At 71.1% G+C, this 18,580-nt stretch carries 19 protein-coding genes and 1 riboswitch; of the genes, 8 read left to right on the top strand and 11 right to left on the bottom strand.

All coding sequences use genetic code 11. The annotated features are described in order from the left end of the window. Positions 1 to 121 precede the first annotated feature (121 nt). From OG344_RS18020 to OG344_RS17985, 8 genes are all read right to left on the bottom strand, one after another. A complete protein-coding gene (locus OG344_RS18020; protein WP_327044460.1) occupies positions 122 to 1,054 on the bottom strand; it encodes a sigma-70 family RNA polymerase sigma factor in 933 nt (310 codons plus the stop codon). 225 nt (positions 1,055 to 1,279) lie between these two features. Continuing rightward, positions 1,280 to 2,443, bottom strand: coding sequence for an imidazolonepropionase (hutI, locus tag OG344_RS18015; RefSeq protein WP_405084101.1), 1,164 nt, complete (start codon positions 2,441 to 2,443; stop codon positions 1,280 to 1,282). Positions 2,444 to 2,550: 107 nt separating this feature from the next. Then, complete coding sequence (locus tag OG344_RS18010; RefSeq protein ID WP_405084100.1) at positions 2,551 to 3,894, bottom strand: formimidoylglutamate deiminase; 1,344 nt, start codon at positions 3,892 to 3,894, stop codon at positions 2,551 to 2,553. 62 nt (positions 3,895 to 3,956) lie between these two features. Next, entirely contained in the window at positions 3,957 to 4,643 is a 687-nt protein-coding gene (locus OG344_RS18005; RefSeq protein WP_327044457.1) for an SDR family oxidoreductase, read from the bottom strand. 254 nt (positions 4,644 to 4,897) lie between these two features. Continuing rightward, positions 4,898 to 6,700 carry an ABC transporter ATP-binding protein gene (locus tag OG344_RS18000; protein WP_405084099.1) on the bottom strand — a complete coding sequence of 601 codons (1,803 nt, stop codon included), beginning with the start codon at positions 6,698 to 6,700 and terminating at the stop codon, positions 4,898 to 4,900. Positions 6,701 to 6,843: 143 nt separating this feature from the next. Beyond that, entirely contained in the window at positions 6,844 to 7,038 is a 195-nt protein-coding gene (locus tag OG344_RS17995) for a hypothetical protein (RefSeq protein ID WP_405084098.1), read from the bottom strand. 127 nt (positions 7,039 to 7,165) lie between these two features. Further along, complete coding sequence (locus tag OG344_RS17990) at positions 7,166 to 8,056, bottom strand: hypothetical protein (RefSeq protein WP_405084097.1); 891 nt, start codon at positions 8,054 to 8,056, stop codon at positions 7,166 to 7,168. Positions 8,057 to 8,116: 60 nt separating this feature from the next. After that, on the bottom strand, positions 8,117 to 8,860 hold the full coding sequence (locus OG344_RS17985) for a FadR/GntR family transcriptional regulator (RefSeq protein ID WP_405084096.1): 744 nt from the start codon (positions 8,858 to 8,860) through the stop codon (positions 8,117 to 8,119). Between the two features lie 163 nt (positions 8,861 to 9,023). On the opposite strand from OG344_RS17985, the gene OG344_RS17980 reads away from it, so the two are divergent. The 4 genes from OG344_RS17980 (at position 9,024) to OG344_RS17965 (ending at position 13,262) form a co-directional block, all read left to right on the top strand. Further along, the gene (locus tag OG344_RS17980; RefSeq protein ID WP_405084095.1) at positions 9,024 to 10,361 is read left to right on the top strand and encodes a glutamine synthetase family protein; all 1,338 of its coding nucleotides are present in this window, start codon (positions 9,024 to 9,026) and stop codon (positions 10,359 to 10,361) included. A 44-nt stretch (positions 10,362 to 10,405) separates the two neighbouring features. Continuing rightward, the gene (locus tag OG344_RS17975) at positions 10,406 to 11,713 is read left to right on the top strand and encodes an aldehyde dehydrogenase family protein (RefSeq protein ID WP_405089113.1); all 1,308 of its coding nucleotides are present in this window, start codon (positions 10,406 to 10,408) and stop codon (positions 11,711 to 11,713) included. A gap of 4 nt (positions 11,714 to 11,717) precedes the next feature. After that, positions 11,718 to 12,482 (top strand): 3-oxoacyl-ACP reductase, encoded by a 765-nt coding sequence (locus tag OG344_RS17970; RefSeq protein WP_204288641.1) that lies wholly within the window; start codon positions 11,718 to 11,720, stop codon positions 12,480 to 12,482. Positions 12,483 to 12,566: 84 nt separating this feature from the next. Then, positions 12,567 to 13,262, top strand: a complete 696-nt coding sequence (locus OG344_RS17965; protein ID WP_405084094.1) for a gamma-glutamyl-gamma-aminobutyrate hydrolase family protein — start codon at positions 12,567 to 12,569, stop codon at positions 13,260 to 13,262. Positions 13,263 to 13,287: 25 nt separating this feature from the next. Here the strand turns inward: OG344_RS17965 and OG344_RS17960 are convergent, their stop codons facing one another. Continuing rightward, on the bottom strand, positions 13,288 to 13,617 hold the full coding sequence (locus OG344_RS17960) for a hypothetical protein (protein ID WP_405084093.1): 330 nt from the start codon (positions 13,615 to 13,617) through the stop codon (positions 13,288 to 13,290). Positions 13,618 to 14,191: 574 nt separating this feature from the next. Further along, positions 14,192 to 14,500 (bottom strand): hypothetical protein, encoded by a 309-nt coding sequence (locus OG344_RS17955; protein ID WP_405089222.1) that lies wholly within the window; start codon positions 14,498 to 14,500, stop codon positions 14,192 to 14,194. Between OG344_RS17955 and OG344_RS17950 the strand changes: the two genes are divergently transcribed. Then, entirely contained in the window at positions 14,448 to 15,665 is a 1,218-nt protein-coding gene (locus OG344_RS17950; protein WP_405084092.1) for an ISAs1 family transposase, read from the top strand. The two genes, OG344_RS17955 and OG344_RS17950, sit on opposite strands and share 53 nt — an antisense overlap. A gap of 13 nt (positions 15,666 to 15,678) precedes the next feature. After that, the gene (locus OG344_RS17945) at positions 15,679 to 16,179 is read left to right on the top strand and encodes a BTAD domain-containing putative transcriptional regulator (protein ID WP_405084091.1); all 501 of its coding nucleotides are present in this window, start codon (positions 15,679 to 15,681) and stop codon (positions 16,177 to 16,179) included. Here the strand turns inward: OG344_RS17945 and OG344_RS17940 are convergent. After that, positions 16,158 to 16,799, bottom strand: a complete 642-nt coding sequence (locus OG344_RS17940) for a hypothetical protein (RefSeq protein ID WP_405084090.1) — start codon at positions 16,797 to 16,799, stop codon at positions 16,158 to 16,160. The two genes, OG344_RS17945 and OG344_RS17940, sit on opposite strands and share 22 nt — an antisense overlap. Positions 16,800 to 17,178: 379 nt before the next feature. Between OG344_RS17940 and OG344_RS17935 the strand changes: the two genes are divergently transcribed. Beyond that, positions 17,179 to 17,955: a BTAD domain-containing putative transcriptional regulator gene (locus OG344_RS17935; protein WP_405084089.1), complete on the top strand. Its 777-nt coding sequence runs from the start codon at positions 17,179 to 17,181 to the stop codon at positions 17,953 to 17,955. Positions 17,956 to 18,007: 52 nt separating this feature from the next. Continuing rightward, positions 18,008 to 18,238 carry a hypothetical protein gene (locus OG344_RS17930; protein ID WP_204286580.1) on the top strand — a complete coding sequence of 77 codons (231 nt, stop codon included), beginning with the start codon at positions 18,008 to 18,010 and terminating at the stop codon, positions 18,236 to 18,238. A gap of 130 nt (positions 18,239 to 18,368) precedes the next feature. Then, a riboswitch (glycine riboswitch) is annotated at positions 18,369 to 18,466 on the top strand. The last annotated feature ends 114 nt before the right edge of the window (positions 18,467 to 18,580 follow it).

The following is an 18,580-nucleotide window of genomic DNA, read 5'->3' as shown; positions in this document are numbered from 1 at the left end:
GTGTTTCACCGGTGTGAAACTCGCCGATCCCGTGTGTCGGCCAGGTTTCGGACGTGCTGGGAACGACAAAACGCGCACCCCAGGGGGGTGCGCGTCGTCGGGATACCGGTACGGCCGGTCGTCAGGCGGCGCTGGCCATCTTCCGCAGCCGCGACAGCGCGTCGCGCTCGATGCGCCGGGCGCGGTCACGGCCGATGCCGTAACGCTCGCCCACCTCGGTGAGGGTGTGCTCCCGGCCGTCCACCAGGCCGTACCGCCAGCGGAGCATGTCGCGCATCTGGCCCTCCAGGCCGGTCAGCCACTGCTCCAGGCGCTCCTTCTCCAGCGTGGCCATGGCCTGCTGCTCCGGGTCCGCCCAGGTCCCGTCGGCGATCATGTCGCCCAGCTCGGTCTCGTCCTCGTCGCCCACCCCGAGCTGGAGCGAGACGGGGTCGGACGCCCAGCGGCGCAGCTCCTGCACGCGCTCGATCGGCAGGTCGAGCACCGCGGCGAGGTCGGCGTCGGTCGGCTCGGCGTCGAACTCGGCCAGCATGTCCCGGCGGACCCGCATGAGCCGGGTCATCTGCTCTCCCGCGTGGGTGGGCAGCCGCACCGGCCGCGCCTGCTCGTGGATGGAGCGGCCGACCGACTGCCGGATCCACCAGGTGGCGTAGGTGGAGAACTTGTATCCCCGGCGGTAGTCGAACTTCTCCACCGCCCGGACCAGCCCGAGGTTGCCCTCCTGCACCAGGTCGATCAGGGGCATCCCCCGCCCCGAGTACTTCCTCGCCACGGCCACCACGAGGCGCAGGTTGGCCTGGATGAACTCGTCCTTCGCCCGCCGTCCCGAAACGGCGATGCGCTCGAGCTCCTCGTCGGTCGCGTCCGCGGCCTTGGGCTCCGCCCGCCCGCTGTCGAGCAACTGCTCGGCGAACAACCCCGCCTCGATCCGTTTGGCGAGCTCGACCTCCTGATCCGCGGTCAGCAACGGAACGCGGCCGATCTCGGCCAGATACGTCCCCAGCAGATCCCGGTCAGAGACCTGCTGCTCATGCGTCCGATTCCCCGTCGCCATACGATGGCACCTCGTTCCGCCGCCCGCGATATGCAATACGTGAGCCGGTGAACCGGACCCGTCCGCCCCGCTCGGCGTGGCCCCCGGCTTCCTGCTCCTGACCCGGTCAACGGCCGGTCCATGGCAAAGATTCCCCAAATGAATACGACCGGGGAATGGTTTACAGTTCCTCCCCAGGGAGGATGCGGGGCCGGGAGAAAAGCCGACTACCCAGATATCCCGGGTCTAAACAAGGCGGCGTCCCCCTCGCCACACCTGTGCCACCAGCGGCACGCCGGGCCGGTACGCCAGGTGGACGTACGACGGCGCCTCCAGGATGACGAGGTCGGCGCGGGAGCCCGCACGCAGGGCGCCGACGTCGGTGCGCCGCAGCGCCCGCGCGCCTCCGCGGGTGGCCGCGCGTACGGCCTCCAGCGGCGTCATGCCCATCTCCCGGACGGCCAGGGCCACGCAGAACGGCATCGACGTGGTGAACGACGACCCCGGGTTGCAGTCGGTGGCGAGGGCCACGGCGACCCCGGCGTCGAGCAGCCGCCGCGCGTCGGGGTAGGGCGACCTGGTGGAGAACTCCGCCCCCGGCAGCAGCGTGGCGACCACCCCGGAGGACGCGAGCGCGTCCACGTCGGCGTCGCCGAGATAGGTGCAGTGGTCGGCCGACGCCGCCCCCATCTCGCAGGCCAGCCGCACGCCCGGCCCCTCCCCCAGCTGGTTGGCGTGCACCCTGACCTGGAGCCCGGCCTCGCGGCCCGCCGCGAGCACCCGCCTCGCGTGGTCCTCGCCGAACGCGCCGCGCTCGCAGAACACGTCCACCCATCTGGCGAACGGCGCGCACGCCTCCAGCATCGGGCCGGTCACCAGCTCGACGTACTCGTCGGCGGTGGTCTCCGGCGGGACGACGTGCGCGCCCAGGAAGGTGGTCTCCCCGGTGAACTGCCGGGCGATCTCCAGGCTGCGGCGCTCGTGCTCGACGGTGAGGCCGTACCCGCTCTTGATCTCGAAGGTCGTGGTGCCCTGCGTCGTCATCTCCGCGACCAGCAGCGCGGTCGTGGAGACGAGCTCGGGGATGGTCGCCGCCCGGGTCGCGGCGACGGTCGCGTGGATGCCGCCCGCCGTGTAGGGCCGGCCGGCCATCCGCGCGGCGAACTCGTCGGTGCGGTCGCCCGCGAACACCAGATGGGCATGGCTGTCGACGAACCCCGGGATGACGGCGCGTCCCTCGACGCGGACCCGCTCGTCGGCGGGCGGGGCGCCGGCCGTGGGCCCGATCCAGCGGACCACCCCGTTCTCCGCCACCAGCGCGGCGTCCCGGATCTCCTCCCGCTCGGGGTCCGCCGTGAACAGCAGTCCGATCTCGGTGAAAACCGTGGAGTTCGCGTCGCTCGGCCACACGTCTCCTGATCCTCGCCAGGCCCCGCGTCGCGCAAACCCGCCGGGCCCACCTGGAATCCCCTGTTGGGGTGGAGCTCCGCGCCTCCCACGCCTGCCGTACGCGCCGGTCAGGCGACGAGCGGGGCGAGCGCCTCGCGGAGCAGCCTGCCCGCGTCGCCGAGGACGTGCCGCCCGTCCGTCACGACGCGCCGCCCGCCGGACACCACCGAGTGCACGTCGGCGGCCGTCGCCGTGAAGACCACCGAGGCCACCGCCGACGCCCGCGTCGCCCCCGCCGTGCGGACCGAGTCGAGCCGTACGGAGACGAGGTCGGCCCACGCGCCCGGCACCAGGCACCCCGCGTCGGGAAAGCCCAGGGACGCCTGCCCGGCGGCGGTGGCGGCGTGCAGGAGGTCGGCGGCCGGCCAGTGGCCGCGCTGCCCCGTGACCAGTCGCTCGTCCAGCTCGACCGCCCGGGCCTCCTCGAACAGGTCGATGACCGCCTGGCTGTCGCTGCCCAGCGTGACGGGCGAGCCGGCGTCCAGGAGCCGGCGGGCGGGGCCGACGCCGTCGGCGAGGTCCCGCTCGGTGGTGGGACACATGCACACGTGGCTGGTCGAACCACCCAGGAGCGCCACGTCCACGTCGGACAGGTGGGTGGCGTGCACCGCGGTGGAGCGCGGCCCGAGCGCGCCGTGCTCGTGCAGCACCTGCACCGGTGTCGCCGCGTACGCCTCCACGCACGCCTCGTTCTCGGCCCGCTGCTCGGACACGTGGACGTGCAGCGGGCCGGTGTGCCGGTGGGCGAAGTCGACCACGACGTGCATCTGCTCGGGGGGCACCGCGCGCACGGAGTGGATGGCCGCGCCGATCTCCACGTCCCGCGCGCCCTCGTGGGCCCCCGCCAGCGCGTCGGCCCTGGCCGCCCAGCGCTCGGCGTCCCCGTCGCCGAACCGCACCTGGGCACCCGTGAGGGCGTCGCCGATGCCGCCGGTCAGGTAACAGGCGTCCAGCAGGGCGATGCGCAGCCCGGCCCGCCTGGCCGCCTCGACCAGCGCCTCGCCCATCACGTTCGGGTCCGCGTACGGCGTGCCCCCGGGGCCGTGGTGCAGGTAGTGGAACTCGGCCACGGCGGTGATCCCGGCGAGCGCCATCTCCGCGTACGTCGCGGTGGCCAGCGCGAGGTAGCGGTCCGGGTCGAGCGCCTCGGCCACCACGTACATCCGCTCCCGCCAGCTCCAGAAGTCGCCCCGGCCCGTCTGGGTGTGGCCGCGCAGGGCGCGGTGGAAGGCGTGCGAGTGGCAGTTGGCCAGGCCGGGCAGGGTCAGCCCGGCCAGCCGCTCGGCGCCCGGCGGAGGCGGCACGCCCGGCCGGACGTCCGCGATGCGGGAGCCCTCGATCGCCACCGCGACGCTCTCCACGACCTCGCCGGGCGGCAGCCACGCCATCTCGCACCAGTAAGTCACGTGCACCGGTCCTCCAGGTGGGCGGCATAGTAGCGGCATCGTGGCGCCACGGCCGGTCCGGCGGGCCGTCAGCGGGTGGGCCCCGCCGCCGGCCGCACGGTGATCTCGGTGACATGCGCGTCCGGGGTCGCCGTCACGGCGGTCAGCACGGCGCGCGCCACCGACTCCGCCTCCAGATACCTTCCCGGCTCGTACGGCTCACCCTCCTGCTCGCGCACGTCCCTTTGCATGTCCGTGCCCACCCGGCCGGGGAAGATCGAGGTGACCCGCACGCCGTTCGGCTGCTCCTCCTCGCGCAGCACGTCGCCGTAGGCGCGGAGGGCGAACTTGCTGGCGGCGTAGGAGCCCCAGTTGGGGTTGGCCCGCTGCCCCGCGCCGGAGTTGATCAGCACGACGTGCCCCCTGGCCGCCCGGAGGGCGGGTAGCAGCAGCCGGGTCAGCTCGGCGACCGCGACGACGTTGACCTCCAGCGTCCGGCGCCACACCTCGGCCGGGGTGTCGGCGAGATGGCCGAGCCTGGCGATCCCCGCGCTGTGCACCAGCAGGTCGAGCCGCTCCACCCCCTCCACCTCGGCAGGGGTCAGGTCGGTGAGCTCCACCGCCCAGGGACGGGACCCGGGCAGCTCGCGGCACAGCGCGTCGAGCGCCGTGCCGTCCCGGCCGCCGAGCAGCAGGTCGTACGTGGGGGCGAGGGCGCGGGCGATCGCCGCGCCGATACCGCGCGAAGCGCCGGTGATCAAAGCCGTGGGCCGCATGGCGCACCACCTTAGACGGAACGCGGCGGGGCGCCCCGGCCCACTGACCGGAGCGCCCCGCCTCCGGCCCGGCCACCGGGCGCGCCCGCACGCGCGTTGCCCCCGGCGTCCGGGGCGGTGGTGAAGGAGAGGTAACGCACCTCCTGCCTTCCCGGCTCCCGGTCGAAAGAAGCTGTGGCCAGGTGTAAGGGCTGCTCACGGTTCCGCATCGCCCGCCCGTATCGCCCGTCCGCGCGGGCCCGCCGGTCGCCGGTTCAGGTCGCGACGAGGAACTGCGTGGCGGCGAGCTCCCGGTAGAGCGTGTCGGCCGCGACGAGCTCGTCGTGGGTGCCCCAGGCCCGCACACGCCCGGCCTCCATCACCACGATCCGGTCGGCCCCGGTCACGGTGGACAGGCGATGGGCGATCACCAGGACCGTCGTCTCCCGCGCCACCTCCGCCACGACCTCCCGCAGGCGCAGCTCGTTGACGGCGTCGAGCTGGGACGTCGCCTCGTCGAGCAGCAGCAGCCTCGGCCGGCGCAGCAGCGCCCTGGCGATGGCCACCCGCTGCCGCTCCCCTCCCGACAGCAGGACCCCTCGGTGGCCGACCGGCGTCTCCAGCCCCTCGGGCAGCCGCTCGACCAGGTCGTCGAGGCGGGTGCGGGCCAGGGCGCGGGCGATCTCCTCGCCGGTCGCCTCCGGCGCGCCGAAGACCAGGTTCTCCCGCAGCGTCCCGGCGAGCACGGGGGCGTCCTGCTCGACGTACCCGAGCATGGCCCGCAGCTCGCCGAGCGGCCAGTCGCGGACGTCGCGCCCGCCGATCGCGACGGTCCCCTCCCGGGCCTCGTAGAACCGCTCGATGAGGCCGAACACCGTCGACTTGCCCGCGCCGGAGGGGCCGACGAGCGCGGTCATGCCGCCCGCGGGCACCTCGAAGGTCACGCCGTGGTGCACGACCGGCCGGTCCTCGTCGTACCGGAAGACGACGTCCGCGAACGTCACCCCGACGGGGTCGCCGCCCGCCGCCTGGGTGGGCACGGAGGCGGGCGCGGCGACCGGTTCCGCGGGCAGCAGGACGATCTCCTGGATGCGGGTGACCGCGGCCAGGCCGTTCTGCATCTGGGTGAGGCTCTGGATGATCTGCCCGATCGGGGAGACCAGATAGAACAGGTACATCAGGAACGCGATCAGCGCGGAGATCTCCATCTCCCCCGACGCGACCCGCGCGCCGCCGACTCCCAGCACCGCGAGGAACGCGAGCTGGATCGACGTCCACGCGCCGACCCCGGCGAGCGACGTCCATCCGGCGGCGGCCACCCCGCGGTCGCGCGCCTCGGTGGCCGCCGCGGTCACCACCGCGGTCTCGCGGATCTCCGCGCCGCTGGCCTTGACCGTACGGAACGCTTGGAGCGCCCGGTCGAGCATCGAGCCCATCTCGCCCAGCGCCTCCTGGGCCCGCAGCGAGGCCCGCCGGATGCGCGGGGCGATCACCACGCCCATGACCGCGACCAGGGCGACCACGGCCAGGGTGACCCCGAGGAGCAGGCCGTCCATGATCGCCATCATCACGGCCGCGCCGAGGAACGTGAACGCGCCTCCGACCAGCGACGCCAGCGCGTCCGTGCAGACGGCCCGCAGCAGGGTCGTGTCGGAGCCGACGCGCGACAGCAGGTCGCCGGGACTGAGCCGGTCCACCTCGGGGACCCTGAGCCGCAGGATGCGGTCCACCAGCGTCCGGCGCGAGGCGAGCACGATGGTCTCACCCATGCGTTCGAGCAGGAAGCGCCCCGCCGCCGCGACCAGCGCGCCGGCCATGACCGCGGCCGAGAGGCCGAGCACCGGCCCGGTCATCGTGCCGCCCGCGCCGAACGCGTCGATCACCTGCTTGGCCATCAGCGGCATCGCGAGCCCGGCGAGGCTGCCGGCGAGGCTGAGCAGGCCGCCCAGCAGGAGCGTCCGCCGATGAGGACGGACCTGGTCGAGCAGCACCCGCCAGGCGGCCCGGTCCCCCAGGGACGCCCTGCGCTGTCGCGTGGCGGGTGAACCGTCGCCGGGGTCGTCGCCGTCCGTCGCCACCGCAACCCCCTCCGCGAGAGCCCACCCTGCGATCTTCTGTGGACCCTAACGCACCGGAAAGACCGGTGCGCGCGGGGATTTCGCGCCTCTGGGCGGTGGCTTTGACCGGCCCGTGACCTCGTGCGACAGCGACGAGCGGCCCCTCAGCCCCGTACGCCGTACAGCAGCCGGATGTCCCTGATCGTGTCCATGATCTCGTACCAGGTGAGGCACAGGGAGGCCTCGGCCTCCTCGGTGCGCGCCTCGCCCGCCATCAGGCGGTCGCCGGTGAGGAACGCCGCCTCCTGTTTGAGTTGCGCCGCCATTTTCCGGAACACGAATCGCCCGCGAGACTCCATGCCGACCCTCCCGCCCCCCGACAGCATTTACATCCCGTGAAATACCCACATAATCCGACGAAATTCTTTTCGCCCGATCAGCGGACCGCGTGGTTCACGCCATTCCCGGAGGCTACCCGCCGAAGGCTCAGCGGGCGCGGGGGCGTCCCGACCGCCAGTGCCGCCCGGCCCGCTCGGCGCCCCGCTCCGCGCCCCGCCGGGGACGCGGGACCACCGCCCGCCGCCGGTGGCCCCGTACGGGCGACTGGGGCGACTCGGGCGACTCGGGCGCGGGCAGGTCGTGACGGCCGGAGACGAACTCCTGCACGGCGATCTTCACCCGGATGACCGGCCTGCGCCAGCGCTCCTCACGGTGGACCGCCTTGGCCATGAGGCGGGGCCGGGGCCGTCGCGCCCGCTCCGAGTAGAACCAGCGGGCCCACGGCGAGCCGGGGCGGGCCACCCGCACCGCCCCCACGTACAGCGACGGCGGCACGAACAGCCCCAGCAGGCCGCTCCAGATCTTCCCCTTGAGCAGGGTGATCACGGCGAAGACGAGGTTGACCACGAGGAAGGCGGGGGCGGTCCAGTCGTCCGCGGTGGTGCCACCGTCCCAGCCGAGGGGGTGCAGCCCGAACAGGAGAAGTCCGGTGGCCGCGATCGCCACGAAGACCGCGTCGACGGAGGTGCGGCCCTCCTCCTGCCAGTAGACGTCGCGCAGGTGCAGGATCAGCGCGAACTCGTCGAGCACAAGGGCCGCGCCCACGCCGAAGACGGCCGAACTGAACGAGTACCACCCCTGGGAGACACCCGACAGGATCAGTCCGGCCACCCCGCCGAGCAGGGTGAGCACCACCCCGAAGACGACGTGGTGGATGTGCATGTCGCCGACGCTGACGTTGCCGAACCACCGCGTCCTGGCCCTGATCAGCCGCACGTTCACCCGCGTGCAGAGAAAGGCTGTGATCAGTGCCACGAAGAAGCAGAACAACGGCAGGCGGTGCGCGTCGACGACACGTTCGCGAAACCAGTCGGCCATACAGATATCAGTCCCCTGATCTCCGATGCTACGGCCGGCCCCGGAGTGGTCAGGCAACCGTCAGGCGAGGAAGCCGCGCAGCAGCGCGGCCGTCCCCTCCAGGTGCTCGGCCACCGCCCGGCCCGCCGCCTCGGGGTCGCCGTCCAGGATCGCGGCGGCGATGGCGGCGTGCTGCACCGCCGCGTGCTCGATGTTCGGCCCCAGCACGGGGATCGCGTTGAGCAGGTCGGTGACCCGCAGCCGGGCGTCCGCGCACGCGGCGGCCAGCCGCGGTGAGCCGGTGAGCTCCGCGATGGCGAGATGGAAGGCGATGTCCCTGTGGCGGTAGTCCGCCGGGGCGGCGTCGTTCACCCCGGCCAGCCGGGCGTTCAGCGTCTCCCGCTGTCCCGGGGTCAGCTCGGTCGTCGCGAGGACCCGGGCCGCCCCGCACTCCACGGCCATCCGGAAGGTCAGCGCGTCCTCGAGCTCGTCCTCGCCCATCCGGGTGAGCGCTCTGCGCAGATCGCCCTCGCGGGGGCGCGGCGGGCGGTAGACGACGAACGCGCCGCCGTACCTGCCCCGCCGTACGTCGAGGTAGCCGGCCTCCTGCAGGGCGCGGATCGCCTCGCGCAGGGTGACCCGGCTGATGCCGAGCCGGGTCGCGAGCTCCCGCTCGGGCGGCAGCTTGTCCCCGTACGCGACGACTCCCAGCTTGACGGCCTGGAGCAGGCGCTCGACGGTCTCCTCGAACGCGTTGCCCGCCCGCACCGGCCGCAGCAGCGACAGGGGCGCGGCAGCGGCAGCGGGAGCCGGGGTGCCGTCCATGCCTCGCCGTCCCTCCGCCCGTTCGCAGCCCAGGCACGTCCCGCCGCACCCCCCGTGTGTCCCGCGTGTGTCCCGCATGTTGTTGACGACGAGGGGAGCAGGGTGCTTGCATGCCTTCAATGGTCTGATTCTAGACAATTGGACGGGAGGCGTCGTGCTCGGCGTGGAACGACTTCGCGACGATGTCGAGGCGGGCCGGGTCGACACGGTCCTGCTCGCCGTCACCGACATGCAGGGACGGCTGCAGGGCAAGCGGCTGTCGGCGCGGTACTTCCTGGAGGAGGTGCTGGACCACGCCGCGGAGGGCTGCAACTACCTGCTCGCTGTGGACGTCGACATGAACACCGTGGACGGCTACGCCATGTCGTCCTGGGAGCGCGGTTACGGCGACTTCGTGATGCGGCCCGACCTGCCGACGCTGCGCCGGGTGCCCTGGCACGAGGGCACCGTGCTGCTGCTGGCCGACCTGGTGTGGGAGGACGGCTCGGACGTCGTGGCCTCTCCCCGGCAGATCCTGCGCCGCCAGCTCGCCCGGCTCGCCGAGCGCGGCTGGACCGCGCAGGTCGGCACCGAGCTGGAGTTCGTCGTCCACGACGACAGCTACGAGCAGGCGTGGCGGCGCGGCTACCGCGACCTCACCCCGGCCAACCTCTACAACGTCGACTACTCGCTGCTCGGCACCTCGCGCATCGAGCCGCTGCTGCGGAAGATCAGGCGCGGCATGGAGGGCGCCGGGCTGTACGTCGAGTCCGCCAAGGGCGAGTGCAACCTGGGCCAGCACGAGATCGCCTTCCGCTACGCCGACGCGCTGACGACCTGCGACAACCACGTGTTCTACAAGAACGGCGCCAAGGAGATCGCCGCCCAGGAGGGCAGGTCGATCACCTTCATGGCCAAGCCGAACCAGCGCGAGGGCAACTCCTGCCACATCCACCTCTCGCTGCGGGACGCAGGCGGCAGGCCGGTCATGGCGGGCGACGGGCCGTACGGGCTGTCGGAGACCGGGCGGCGGTTCGTGGCCGGTCAGCTCGCGGGGCTGCGCGAGCTCACGCTCTCCTACGCCCCCAACGTCAACTCCTACAAGCGGTTCGTGTCCGGCAGCTTCGCGCCCACGGCCGTGAAGTGGGGGGTGGACAACCGCACCTGCTCGATGCGGCTGGTCGGCCACGGGTCCTCGTTGCGGGTGGAGAACCGGGTGCCGGGCGGCGACGTGAATCCGTACCTCGCGGTCGCGGCGATGATCGCGGCCGGGTTGCGCGGCGTCGACACGGAGCTCGATCTGGAGGAGCCGTTCGGCGGGAACGCCTACGAATCCCCGGCCGAGCGGGTGCCGGCCACGCTCCGCGACGCCCTGGCCCTGTGGGAGGGATCGAGCATCGCCGAGGAGGCGTTCGGCACGGACGTGGTCGACCACTACGCCAACAACGCGAGAGTCGAACTGGCCGCCTTCGACGCGGCGGTCACCGACTGGGAGCTCTATCGGGGGTTCGAACGGCTGTGAAGATAGTCAATCCGGCGACCGAGGAAGTGATCGCCGAGGTCGAGATGGCGGACGCCGCCGAGGTGGACCGCGCCGTCGAGCGGGCCGTACGGGCCTTTCCCGCCTGGCGGGCGGTCGCGCCCGGCGACCGGGCCCGGCTGCTGCGCCGCTTCGCGCGAATCGTGGAGGAGCACGCGGAGGAACTGGCCCGGCTGGAGATCGCCGGCGCCGGGCACACCGTGGGCAACGCGCGCTGGGAGGCGGGCAACGTCCGCGACGTGCTCGACTTCTACGCGGGCGCGCCCGAGCGCGACCACGGCAGGCAGATCCCGGTGGCGGGCGGGGTGGACGTCACCTTCGCCGAGCCGCTGGGCGTGGTCGGGATCATCGTGCCGTGGAACTTCCCGATGGTCGTCATGACCTGGGGGGTCGCCCCGGCCCTGGCCGCCGGCAACACGGTGATCGTGAAGCCCGCCGAGTGGACGCCGCTGACCGCACTGCGGCTGGCCGAGCTCGCCCTGGAGGCCGGGCTGCCCGAGGGCGTGCTCCAGGTCGTCCCCGGCGAGGGGGAGGTCGCGGGAGCCCGCCTCGTCGAGCACCCGGACGTACGGAAGATCGTGTTCACCGGCTCGACCGAGGTCGGGAAGCTGATCGGCGCCAAGGCCGCCGAGCAGGTCAAGCGGGTCACGCTGGAGCTGGGCGGCAAGAGCGCCAACATCGTCTTCGCCGACTCCGACCTCTCCCGGGCGGCGGAGTCCGCCCCGATGGCGGTCTTCGACAACTCCGGCCAGGACTGCTGCGCCCGCTCGCGCATCCTGGTCGAGCGTTCGGTCCACGACGACTTCCTCGCGCGGCTCACCGAGGCCGTACGCGAGGTGAAGGTCGGTGACCCGAACGACCCGGCGTCCCAGATGGGCCCGCTGATCAGCGCCGAGCACCGCGAACGGGTCGCGTCGTTCGTCACCGACGCGGACGTGTACGCGCGGGGGTCGTGCCCCAGCGGGCCGGGCTACTGGTTCCCGCCCACGGTGCTCGCCGGGTCGTCCTCTGAGTCCTTCCGGCGGGCGTTCACCGAGGAGATCTTCGGGCCGGTGGTCGCCGTCGTGCCGTTCGAGGACGAGGCCGACGCGGTGCGGATCGCCAACGACACGGCGTACGGCCTGTCGGGGTCGATCTGGACCCGTGACGTGGGCCGGGCGCTGCGCGTGGCCCGGGCCGTCGAGGCGGGCAACCTGTCGGTCAACTCGCACTCCAGCGTCCGCTACTGGACCCCCTTCGGCGGCTTCAAGCAGTCGGGCCTGGGCCGCGAGCTCGGCCCCGACGCCCTGTCCGCCTTCACCGAGACCAAGAACGTCTTCATCTCCACGGAGTAGACCAATGCAGCGTTTGCAGGACCGCGTCGCCGTCATCACCGGGGCGGGCAGCGGCATCGGGCTGGCCACCGCCCGCCGGTTCGCCGAGGAGGGCGCGAAGGTCGTGGTCGCCGACCTCGACGAGACGGCCGGCGCCAAGGCCGCCGACGAGGTGGGCGGCCTGTTCGTCCGGGTGGACGTGGCGAACGAGGACGACGTGGCCCGGATGTACCGGACCGCGTCCGAGGAGTTCGGCAGCGTCGACATCGCGTTCAACAACGCGGGCATCTCCCCGCCCGACGACGACTCGATCCTGGAGACCGGGATCGACGCGTGGCGGCGGGTGCAGGAGGTCAACCTCACCAGCGTGTACCTGTGCTGCAAGCACGTGATCCCGTACATGCGGAGGCAGGGCAAGGGGTCGATCATCAACACCGCGTCGTTCGTCGCGGTGATGGGCTCGGCCACCTCGCAGATCTCCTACACCGCGTCCAAGGGCGGGGTGCTCGCGATGAGCCGCGAACTGGGCGTCCAGTTCGCCCGCGAGGGCATCCGGGTCAACGCGCTGTGCCCCGGGCCGGTGGACACCCCGCTGCTGCGGGAACTGTTCGCCAAGGACCCCGAGCGCGCCCAGCGGCGCCTGGTCCATGTGCCGATCGGCCGCTTCGCGCGGGCCGAGGAGATCGCCGCGGCGGTCGCGTTCCTCGCCTCCGACGACGCGTCGTTCATCACCGCCTCGGAGTTCCTGGTCGACGGCGGCATCTCCGGCGCGTACGTCACCCCGCTGTAGAGATTCGGAGCTGTAGAGATTCGGAGCTGCAGGGGGCTTGGGGCCGGGCGGAAGCGTTTTGTCAGACGAGGGGGAGGCAGGGCGATGTCCCGTCCGGTCATCGGCGTCACCTGCTACGTGGAGCCGGCGAGGTTCACCGTGTGGGACATGCCGGCGGCGCTGCTGCCGTACATGTATGTCGACCACGTCGTGCGGGCGGGCGGGCAGCCGGTCATCCTGCCGCCCGCCGGGGAGCCCGCCGCGCTGGCCGGCCGTCTCGACGGGCTGATCGTCGTGGGCGGGGGCGACATCGACCCCGCGCGGTACGGAGCCGTCCCCGCCGAGCAGACCGGCTACATACGGAAATTTCGTGACGACGCCGAGTTCGGACTGATGAGCGCCGCACTGGCGGCCGGGCTGCCGTTCCTGGGCATCTGCCGGGGCCTGCAGGTGCTCAACGTGGCGCTCGGCGGCACCCTCCACCAGCACCTTCCCGCGGTCGTGGACCACACCGGCCACTCCCCCGCCCCCGGAGTGTTCGGCCGCCTCCCCGTACGGCTCTCGCCGTCGCTGGCCAAGGTCTACGGCGACGAGGAGCTGGCCCCGGCGCACTACCACCACCAGGCGATCGACCGCCTGGCCGACGGCCTGGAGGTCACCGCCCGCTCGGACGACGGCACGATCGAGGCCGTCGAGGTCACCGGCGCGGCGTTCGCCCTCGCCGTCCAGTGGCACCCCGAGGCCGACGAGGACGGTCCCCTCTTCCGCGCCTTGGTTGAGGCCGCCGGAACCCGCTCCTGATCGCCTGTCCCGCCTCGTGTGGTCGTCAGTCCGTCATCCAGAGATACCAGTCGCCGCCGAGGTGACGATCCAGTTCGTCGAATTCCCCTCCGTCGTCAGACCCCGTGGGTAGGTAGGCCATGCCGTACTCCTCCAGGGACAGGAACGACCCCGACCCGGCGATGGCGAAGCTGACACCGCCCCCCGTCAGCCGTTGAGAAGAGGTGACCGTGAAGAGACCGACCCTGCGTTGTCCCACACCGGCGGTCCCGGCCGCCACCGCGTGCGCGTAGTCGTTCAGGGCCGCTTCGGACAGCTTGAAGCCCGCCCACGTGCACGCCCCGCTGACGGCCGTCACCAGTGTGACCAGCGCCATGAGCGGCGTCAGCGCGGCCGTGAAAACAGGCCGCTATCGCTTGCTCATCAGTATCGCCGTGAGCCAGGCACAGAAGAGCAGAGGCCAGCCGAGGAGAACCGGCCGATGAAACATCCACATGACGCCGGGGATGGCCGCTGCCGTCATGGTCACTGTCGACAGCAGAGCGGTCGCGACGGGCAGCACAATCCACACCGCCCGGGCAGTCCACGGAACCGTTCGCATCGAATCCACTCCCGACATGGCACGGCAATACAGAGCCGACACGACAGTCATCCGGGTAGGGGCACGCTCGCCCGTACGGAAACCGAGGCGGGGCCCTCAGCGCCTGCGGCTGCCTTCTATTTTGCCTATTCGTGCGACCTCATGAGGACCGGAGCCGCACATCCAGACACCGACGCCGTTCCGCTCCGCCGGCTTCAGACCGAGTCGATGACCAGGACACAACGGCCAGACCCGCCAAAACTCGTCGATGTAGTCCCCTTGAATGCCCGCCGCGATCTCTACCAGAGTGTCCTGGAATCCGATCCCGAACACTCCCCACCCATGGACGACCACTCTCTGCTCAGCGGGTTCATCCATCGAGACTACGGGAGTAGATTCTCCGCAGTTCTGTGATGGCCTCCGTGCCGAGGCGATCCACCTCGGCGTCAAATGCCTCGTCCTCTCGCAGCAGAGCACGGCCGTTCCAAGATCGTGAAGCGGTGTCGTTAGGCCCAGTGATGTTGATCGCGATCTGATCACGTACGGCGTGTTTGTCCTGGAATGAGCTGAAGCTCCAGCTAGCAAGGGTCTTCTCACAGATCAGCTTGCGCGCATGGAGCTTCAGCGTGACCCAGTGTGCCACCGTGGCCGCCGAACCGGTAACGGCCGAGCCCGTCATCCGTGTCCCCCTCGGCGAAGCATGCGGCGACCTGCTCAAACTGTTCAAAGGCGTGACCGATGGGCGCTCTGATCAAGGACGTGACCATCCGGTGGCGGCGGTGCTCGCCCTGGCTGCGGCGGCGACCGTGGCCGGGATGACGGGCTACCGCGCGATCACCGGCTGGATCGCGGATGTCCCCGCCGAGGTCCTGGCCGACCTCTACATGCGAGCAGGAGCGGCCCCGGCACCCGCGCCAGGCATGACCACGATCTGGCGCGTCCTCACCGACACCGACGCCGACACCCCGGACGCCGCGATCGGCACCTGGCTCACGACCAACCTATCGACCTGTATGAACGCCGGCGATGAGACAGACCAAGAGGGGACGCCGCTTGCCCATCTGCGGCTGGACGGCAAGACCGTCCGGGGCGCCAAGAACGACAACGGAACCCAGCGGCATCTGCTCGCGGTCATGCTGGGACCGCCGGACACGGCCGTGGTAGCCGCGCAAGCCGAGGTGGACGGTGCCAAGCCCCGTGAGACCATCACCGCCCGGGAACTGCTCAAACGCCTGGATCTGACCGGTACGGTCACCACCGCCGACGCACTGCACACCGTCAAGGCCACCGCCAAGGTGATCCACGCCCGGGGCGGCCACTACGTCCTGCCGGTCAAGGAGAACCGCAGCAAGCTGTTCGATGCCCTGGACGCGCTGCCCTGGAGGGACACCGAGATCGCCCACACCAGCACCGGCAAAGGCCACGGCAGGATCACCACCCGCACCATCCAGGTCCTGCCCGCTCCCGACGACCTCCCCTTCCCGCACGTCAGCCAGGTCTTCCTGATCGAACGGTACGTCACCGACCTGCACGGCAAACCGATCTCCGCCGTCGCCCAACTCGGCGTCACCAGCCTTAACCCCGACCAGGCCACCCCCACCCACCTGGCCGGATACGTCCAAGCACAGTGGGGCATCGAGGTGCTGCACCGGATCAGAGACACCCTCTACCGCGAGGACCGCTCCCGTACCCGCACCCGCTCCGGGCCCCGAGTAATGGCCTCCCTGCGCAACCTCGCCATCGGCGCCTTACGCCTCGCCGGCCGAACCGACATCACCGAAGCCACCCGCTGGGCCTGCCGCTACATGACCAGGCCGTTCACCATCCTCGGCCTAACAACATGATCTTGGAACGGCCGTGGCCTGTGTGGATGTCGAGAACTTCAATTCTCTGACAATGCGAGGAAGAACAGCTAGAGATAATCGGGATTACCACAATGCGGCCGAACTGCTGGAAGACGCCCTGCGGCTGTGGCGGGGCGACGCCCTCCTCGACCTCAGGCGCGTCGACGCACTCGCGGTGTGGGCCGACCGGCTCGACGAAGACCGGCGCACCGTCACCGAGGACCTGTTCGACGTACGGCTGGCACTCGGACAGCACCACGAGGTCGTCAGCGCCTTGACGCAGTGGGCCTCGACGCACCCGCTGCGTGAACGCCCCCACCAGCAGCTCATGCTCGCCCTGCACAGATCCGGCCGCACCCATGAGGCGTCCATGGCCTACCAGCGCCTCCACCGGACTCTTACCGACCAGATGGGCGCCGAACCCGCTCCCGGCACGCGCAAGCTCCACCAGCGCATCCTCGCCGACGACCCGGAGATCGGCGAGTCCCTCTCCTACATGTCCGGGGTCGTGTGACGGGCCGACCGGCCGCCCTTGGTCCCGCCGGGCGCCAGTTCGTGGGCGGATCGCACCGCCCAGAGGATGCTCGCCAGCGCGTTCAACCGGCCGAAGGTGAAGACGGGTGGATCGAGGATGCCGAAGTCGGGGAAGTTGTCCAGGCAGAAGCCGAACGCACCCACCACGACCGAGATCCAGCCCAGCACAACCGTGAGGGCGGACCACCGCCTCTCGCGCATCTGGGCCGCGACGACGGACGCCAGCCAGACGAACCCCAGGAACTGCAACAGCTTGAGCAGTGCGAGTGCCATGGCCCCGGCCATCGGCGGCAGGGCCGAGGCAACACCGAGCATTCGCAGGCACGTGGCGCCCGCGCCCGCCATTCCCGTCGTCAGCATCAGGGCCCGATGAAAGGAACCGGTTCTCCGGAGGACATCCGGAAACCGCAGCGTCACCCATCCCAGTAACAGCGCGGCGAGCAGGGCCACAACGCCGTAGGGAAGCGACACGAGGTTCGACACCAACACGCCCGTGGCCAGCGAGTAGAGGCTCCACCGTACGGCGCGCACGCGTGGGTCGCCGGCCATACCGGCGTCGCCGTCCTCCGGCCCATGTCGGCTGTCGCGGGAAACGTTCATCACTCTCCCAGGCAGTGTCAGGAGGTCCGGGAGAGCGACCTCGTGAGAGCCGTTCACCGGCCGCTCCGCCCGGCCCGGCAATCATGGCCCGACCGGGAGCCCACTTGCCGGTGTTTGCACCGACCCGTGGTGATTCTCGGTCATGTAACCGCTTTCATAACATGCACGTGCATGTTCGCTGGGCATTCATGACTTTACGGACCGCAATGCCGAGTGCCGAACAACGCATCTGCGGACGGCCGGAAAACGCGCAATTTTGACGAATGAAGCCGGAGAGGGATATCGTCAAACGCCGATCAAAGCCGCCGTCGTCGGCGCGTTCACGCTGCCTTGCGCGAGGGGAACCGTGTTATACGCCGTGCTCGGACCGTTTTCGGCCATGAACGACCGAGGAGACGCCATCGCCGGCCTCGCCGCGAGACATCGCCAGCTCCTGGCACTGCTCGTGCTCAATCCGAATATCGCGCTGCACCGGGACAAGCTCACCGGACTCCTGTGGAATGGCCGTCCCACCATTTCAGCGCCGCGCAATCTTACCACCTACGTCGCACAGGTGCGGCGGCGGCTCTCCCCTCGCGATCCCGGCCTTTCTCCGGTCCGTACGGTGAAGGGCGGATACCTTCTTTCCGTCCGGCCCGGGTCCGTGGACGTCGCAGAATTCAACCAATGGGCGGCGCAGGGCAGAATCGCTCGCGAGAATGGCGATTACCACAATGCGGCGCGGTTGTTGGAGAACGCGCTGCGCCTGTGGCGGGGCGACGCCCTCCTCGATGTGCGGCAGATCGACGGGCTCCGCGTGTGGGCCGAACGGCTCGACGAGGACCGGCGCGCGGTGACCGAGGACCTCTTCGACGTACGGCTGGCGCTCGGGCACCACCGCGAGATCGTCGGCGGCCTGGCCCAGTGGGCGACCCGGCACCCGCTGCGCGAACGCCCCCACCGGCAGCTCATGCTGGCCCTGCACCGGTCGGGCCGGACCCATGACGCCTCCGCCTCCTACCAGCGGCTGCGCCGCACCCTGGTCGACCGCCTCGGCACCGAGCCGTCCCCTGACACCCAGGCCCTCCACCAGCGGATCCTCACCGGCGACGCCTTGAACGCCTTTCCCGCCCGCGGCCACACAACCCCGAGGGGGGTCACTCCGAGCGCAAATTAGGTCACCCAATGTGACACAAGACCTGCGCGCGACGTCCACGTACAGTGACAATATGGCTGTGCTGACGATCGAGCTTGATCCGACGACTGAGCAGATCCTGGCCCGGCTGACAGCCGACGGACGGTCGGCCACAGATGTGGTGCGGGAGGCCATCAGGCTCGCCGACCGTCTCCGCTGGCTGGAGCAGGCCCGCGCGGACGCGGAGAGGCTTGGCAAGGACCCGGACGACCTCGCCGAGGTCCGCGCGATCCGCCAGGAGCTTGGGCATCCGGATGCGTGGTGACGCCCGACACGGCCTGTTGCATCGCTAGCCCAACGCTAGGGGTACGAATGGGCGCCGCGGGTGGGACAAAGCGGGTGACGTGGCAGGTTACGGGGACGGCGGCGAACCCACTAGGCTGGCAGCTCACCGATGATCCCGTGCGGGAGAGCGTCCTGGCAGCCGGTCAGGGCCCCTGAAGGAGCAAGCCCTCCCCGCGAACCTCTCAAGGCAAAGGACCGCGCGGGCCAGGTGACCTCTGGAAAGAAGGCCGTGAGGCCTCGCCGAAGGTGAAAGTCCGGCAAAGATCGGACGAAGCTCTCAGGCGCCGATGACAGAGGGGGAGGATGCCCGATAGTTCAGTGC

Source organism: Microbispora sp. NBC_01389, from assembly GCF_045040095.1.
In the GTDB taxonomy this organism is placed as follows: domain Bacteria; phylum Actinomycetota; class Actinomycetes; order Streptosporangiales; family Streptosporangiaceae; genus Microbispora.
The sequence above is the reverse complement of the archived record's forward strand: the minus strand, read 5'-3'. Positions and strand labels throughout refer to the sequence as shown.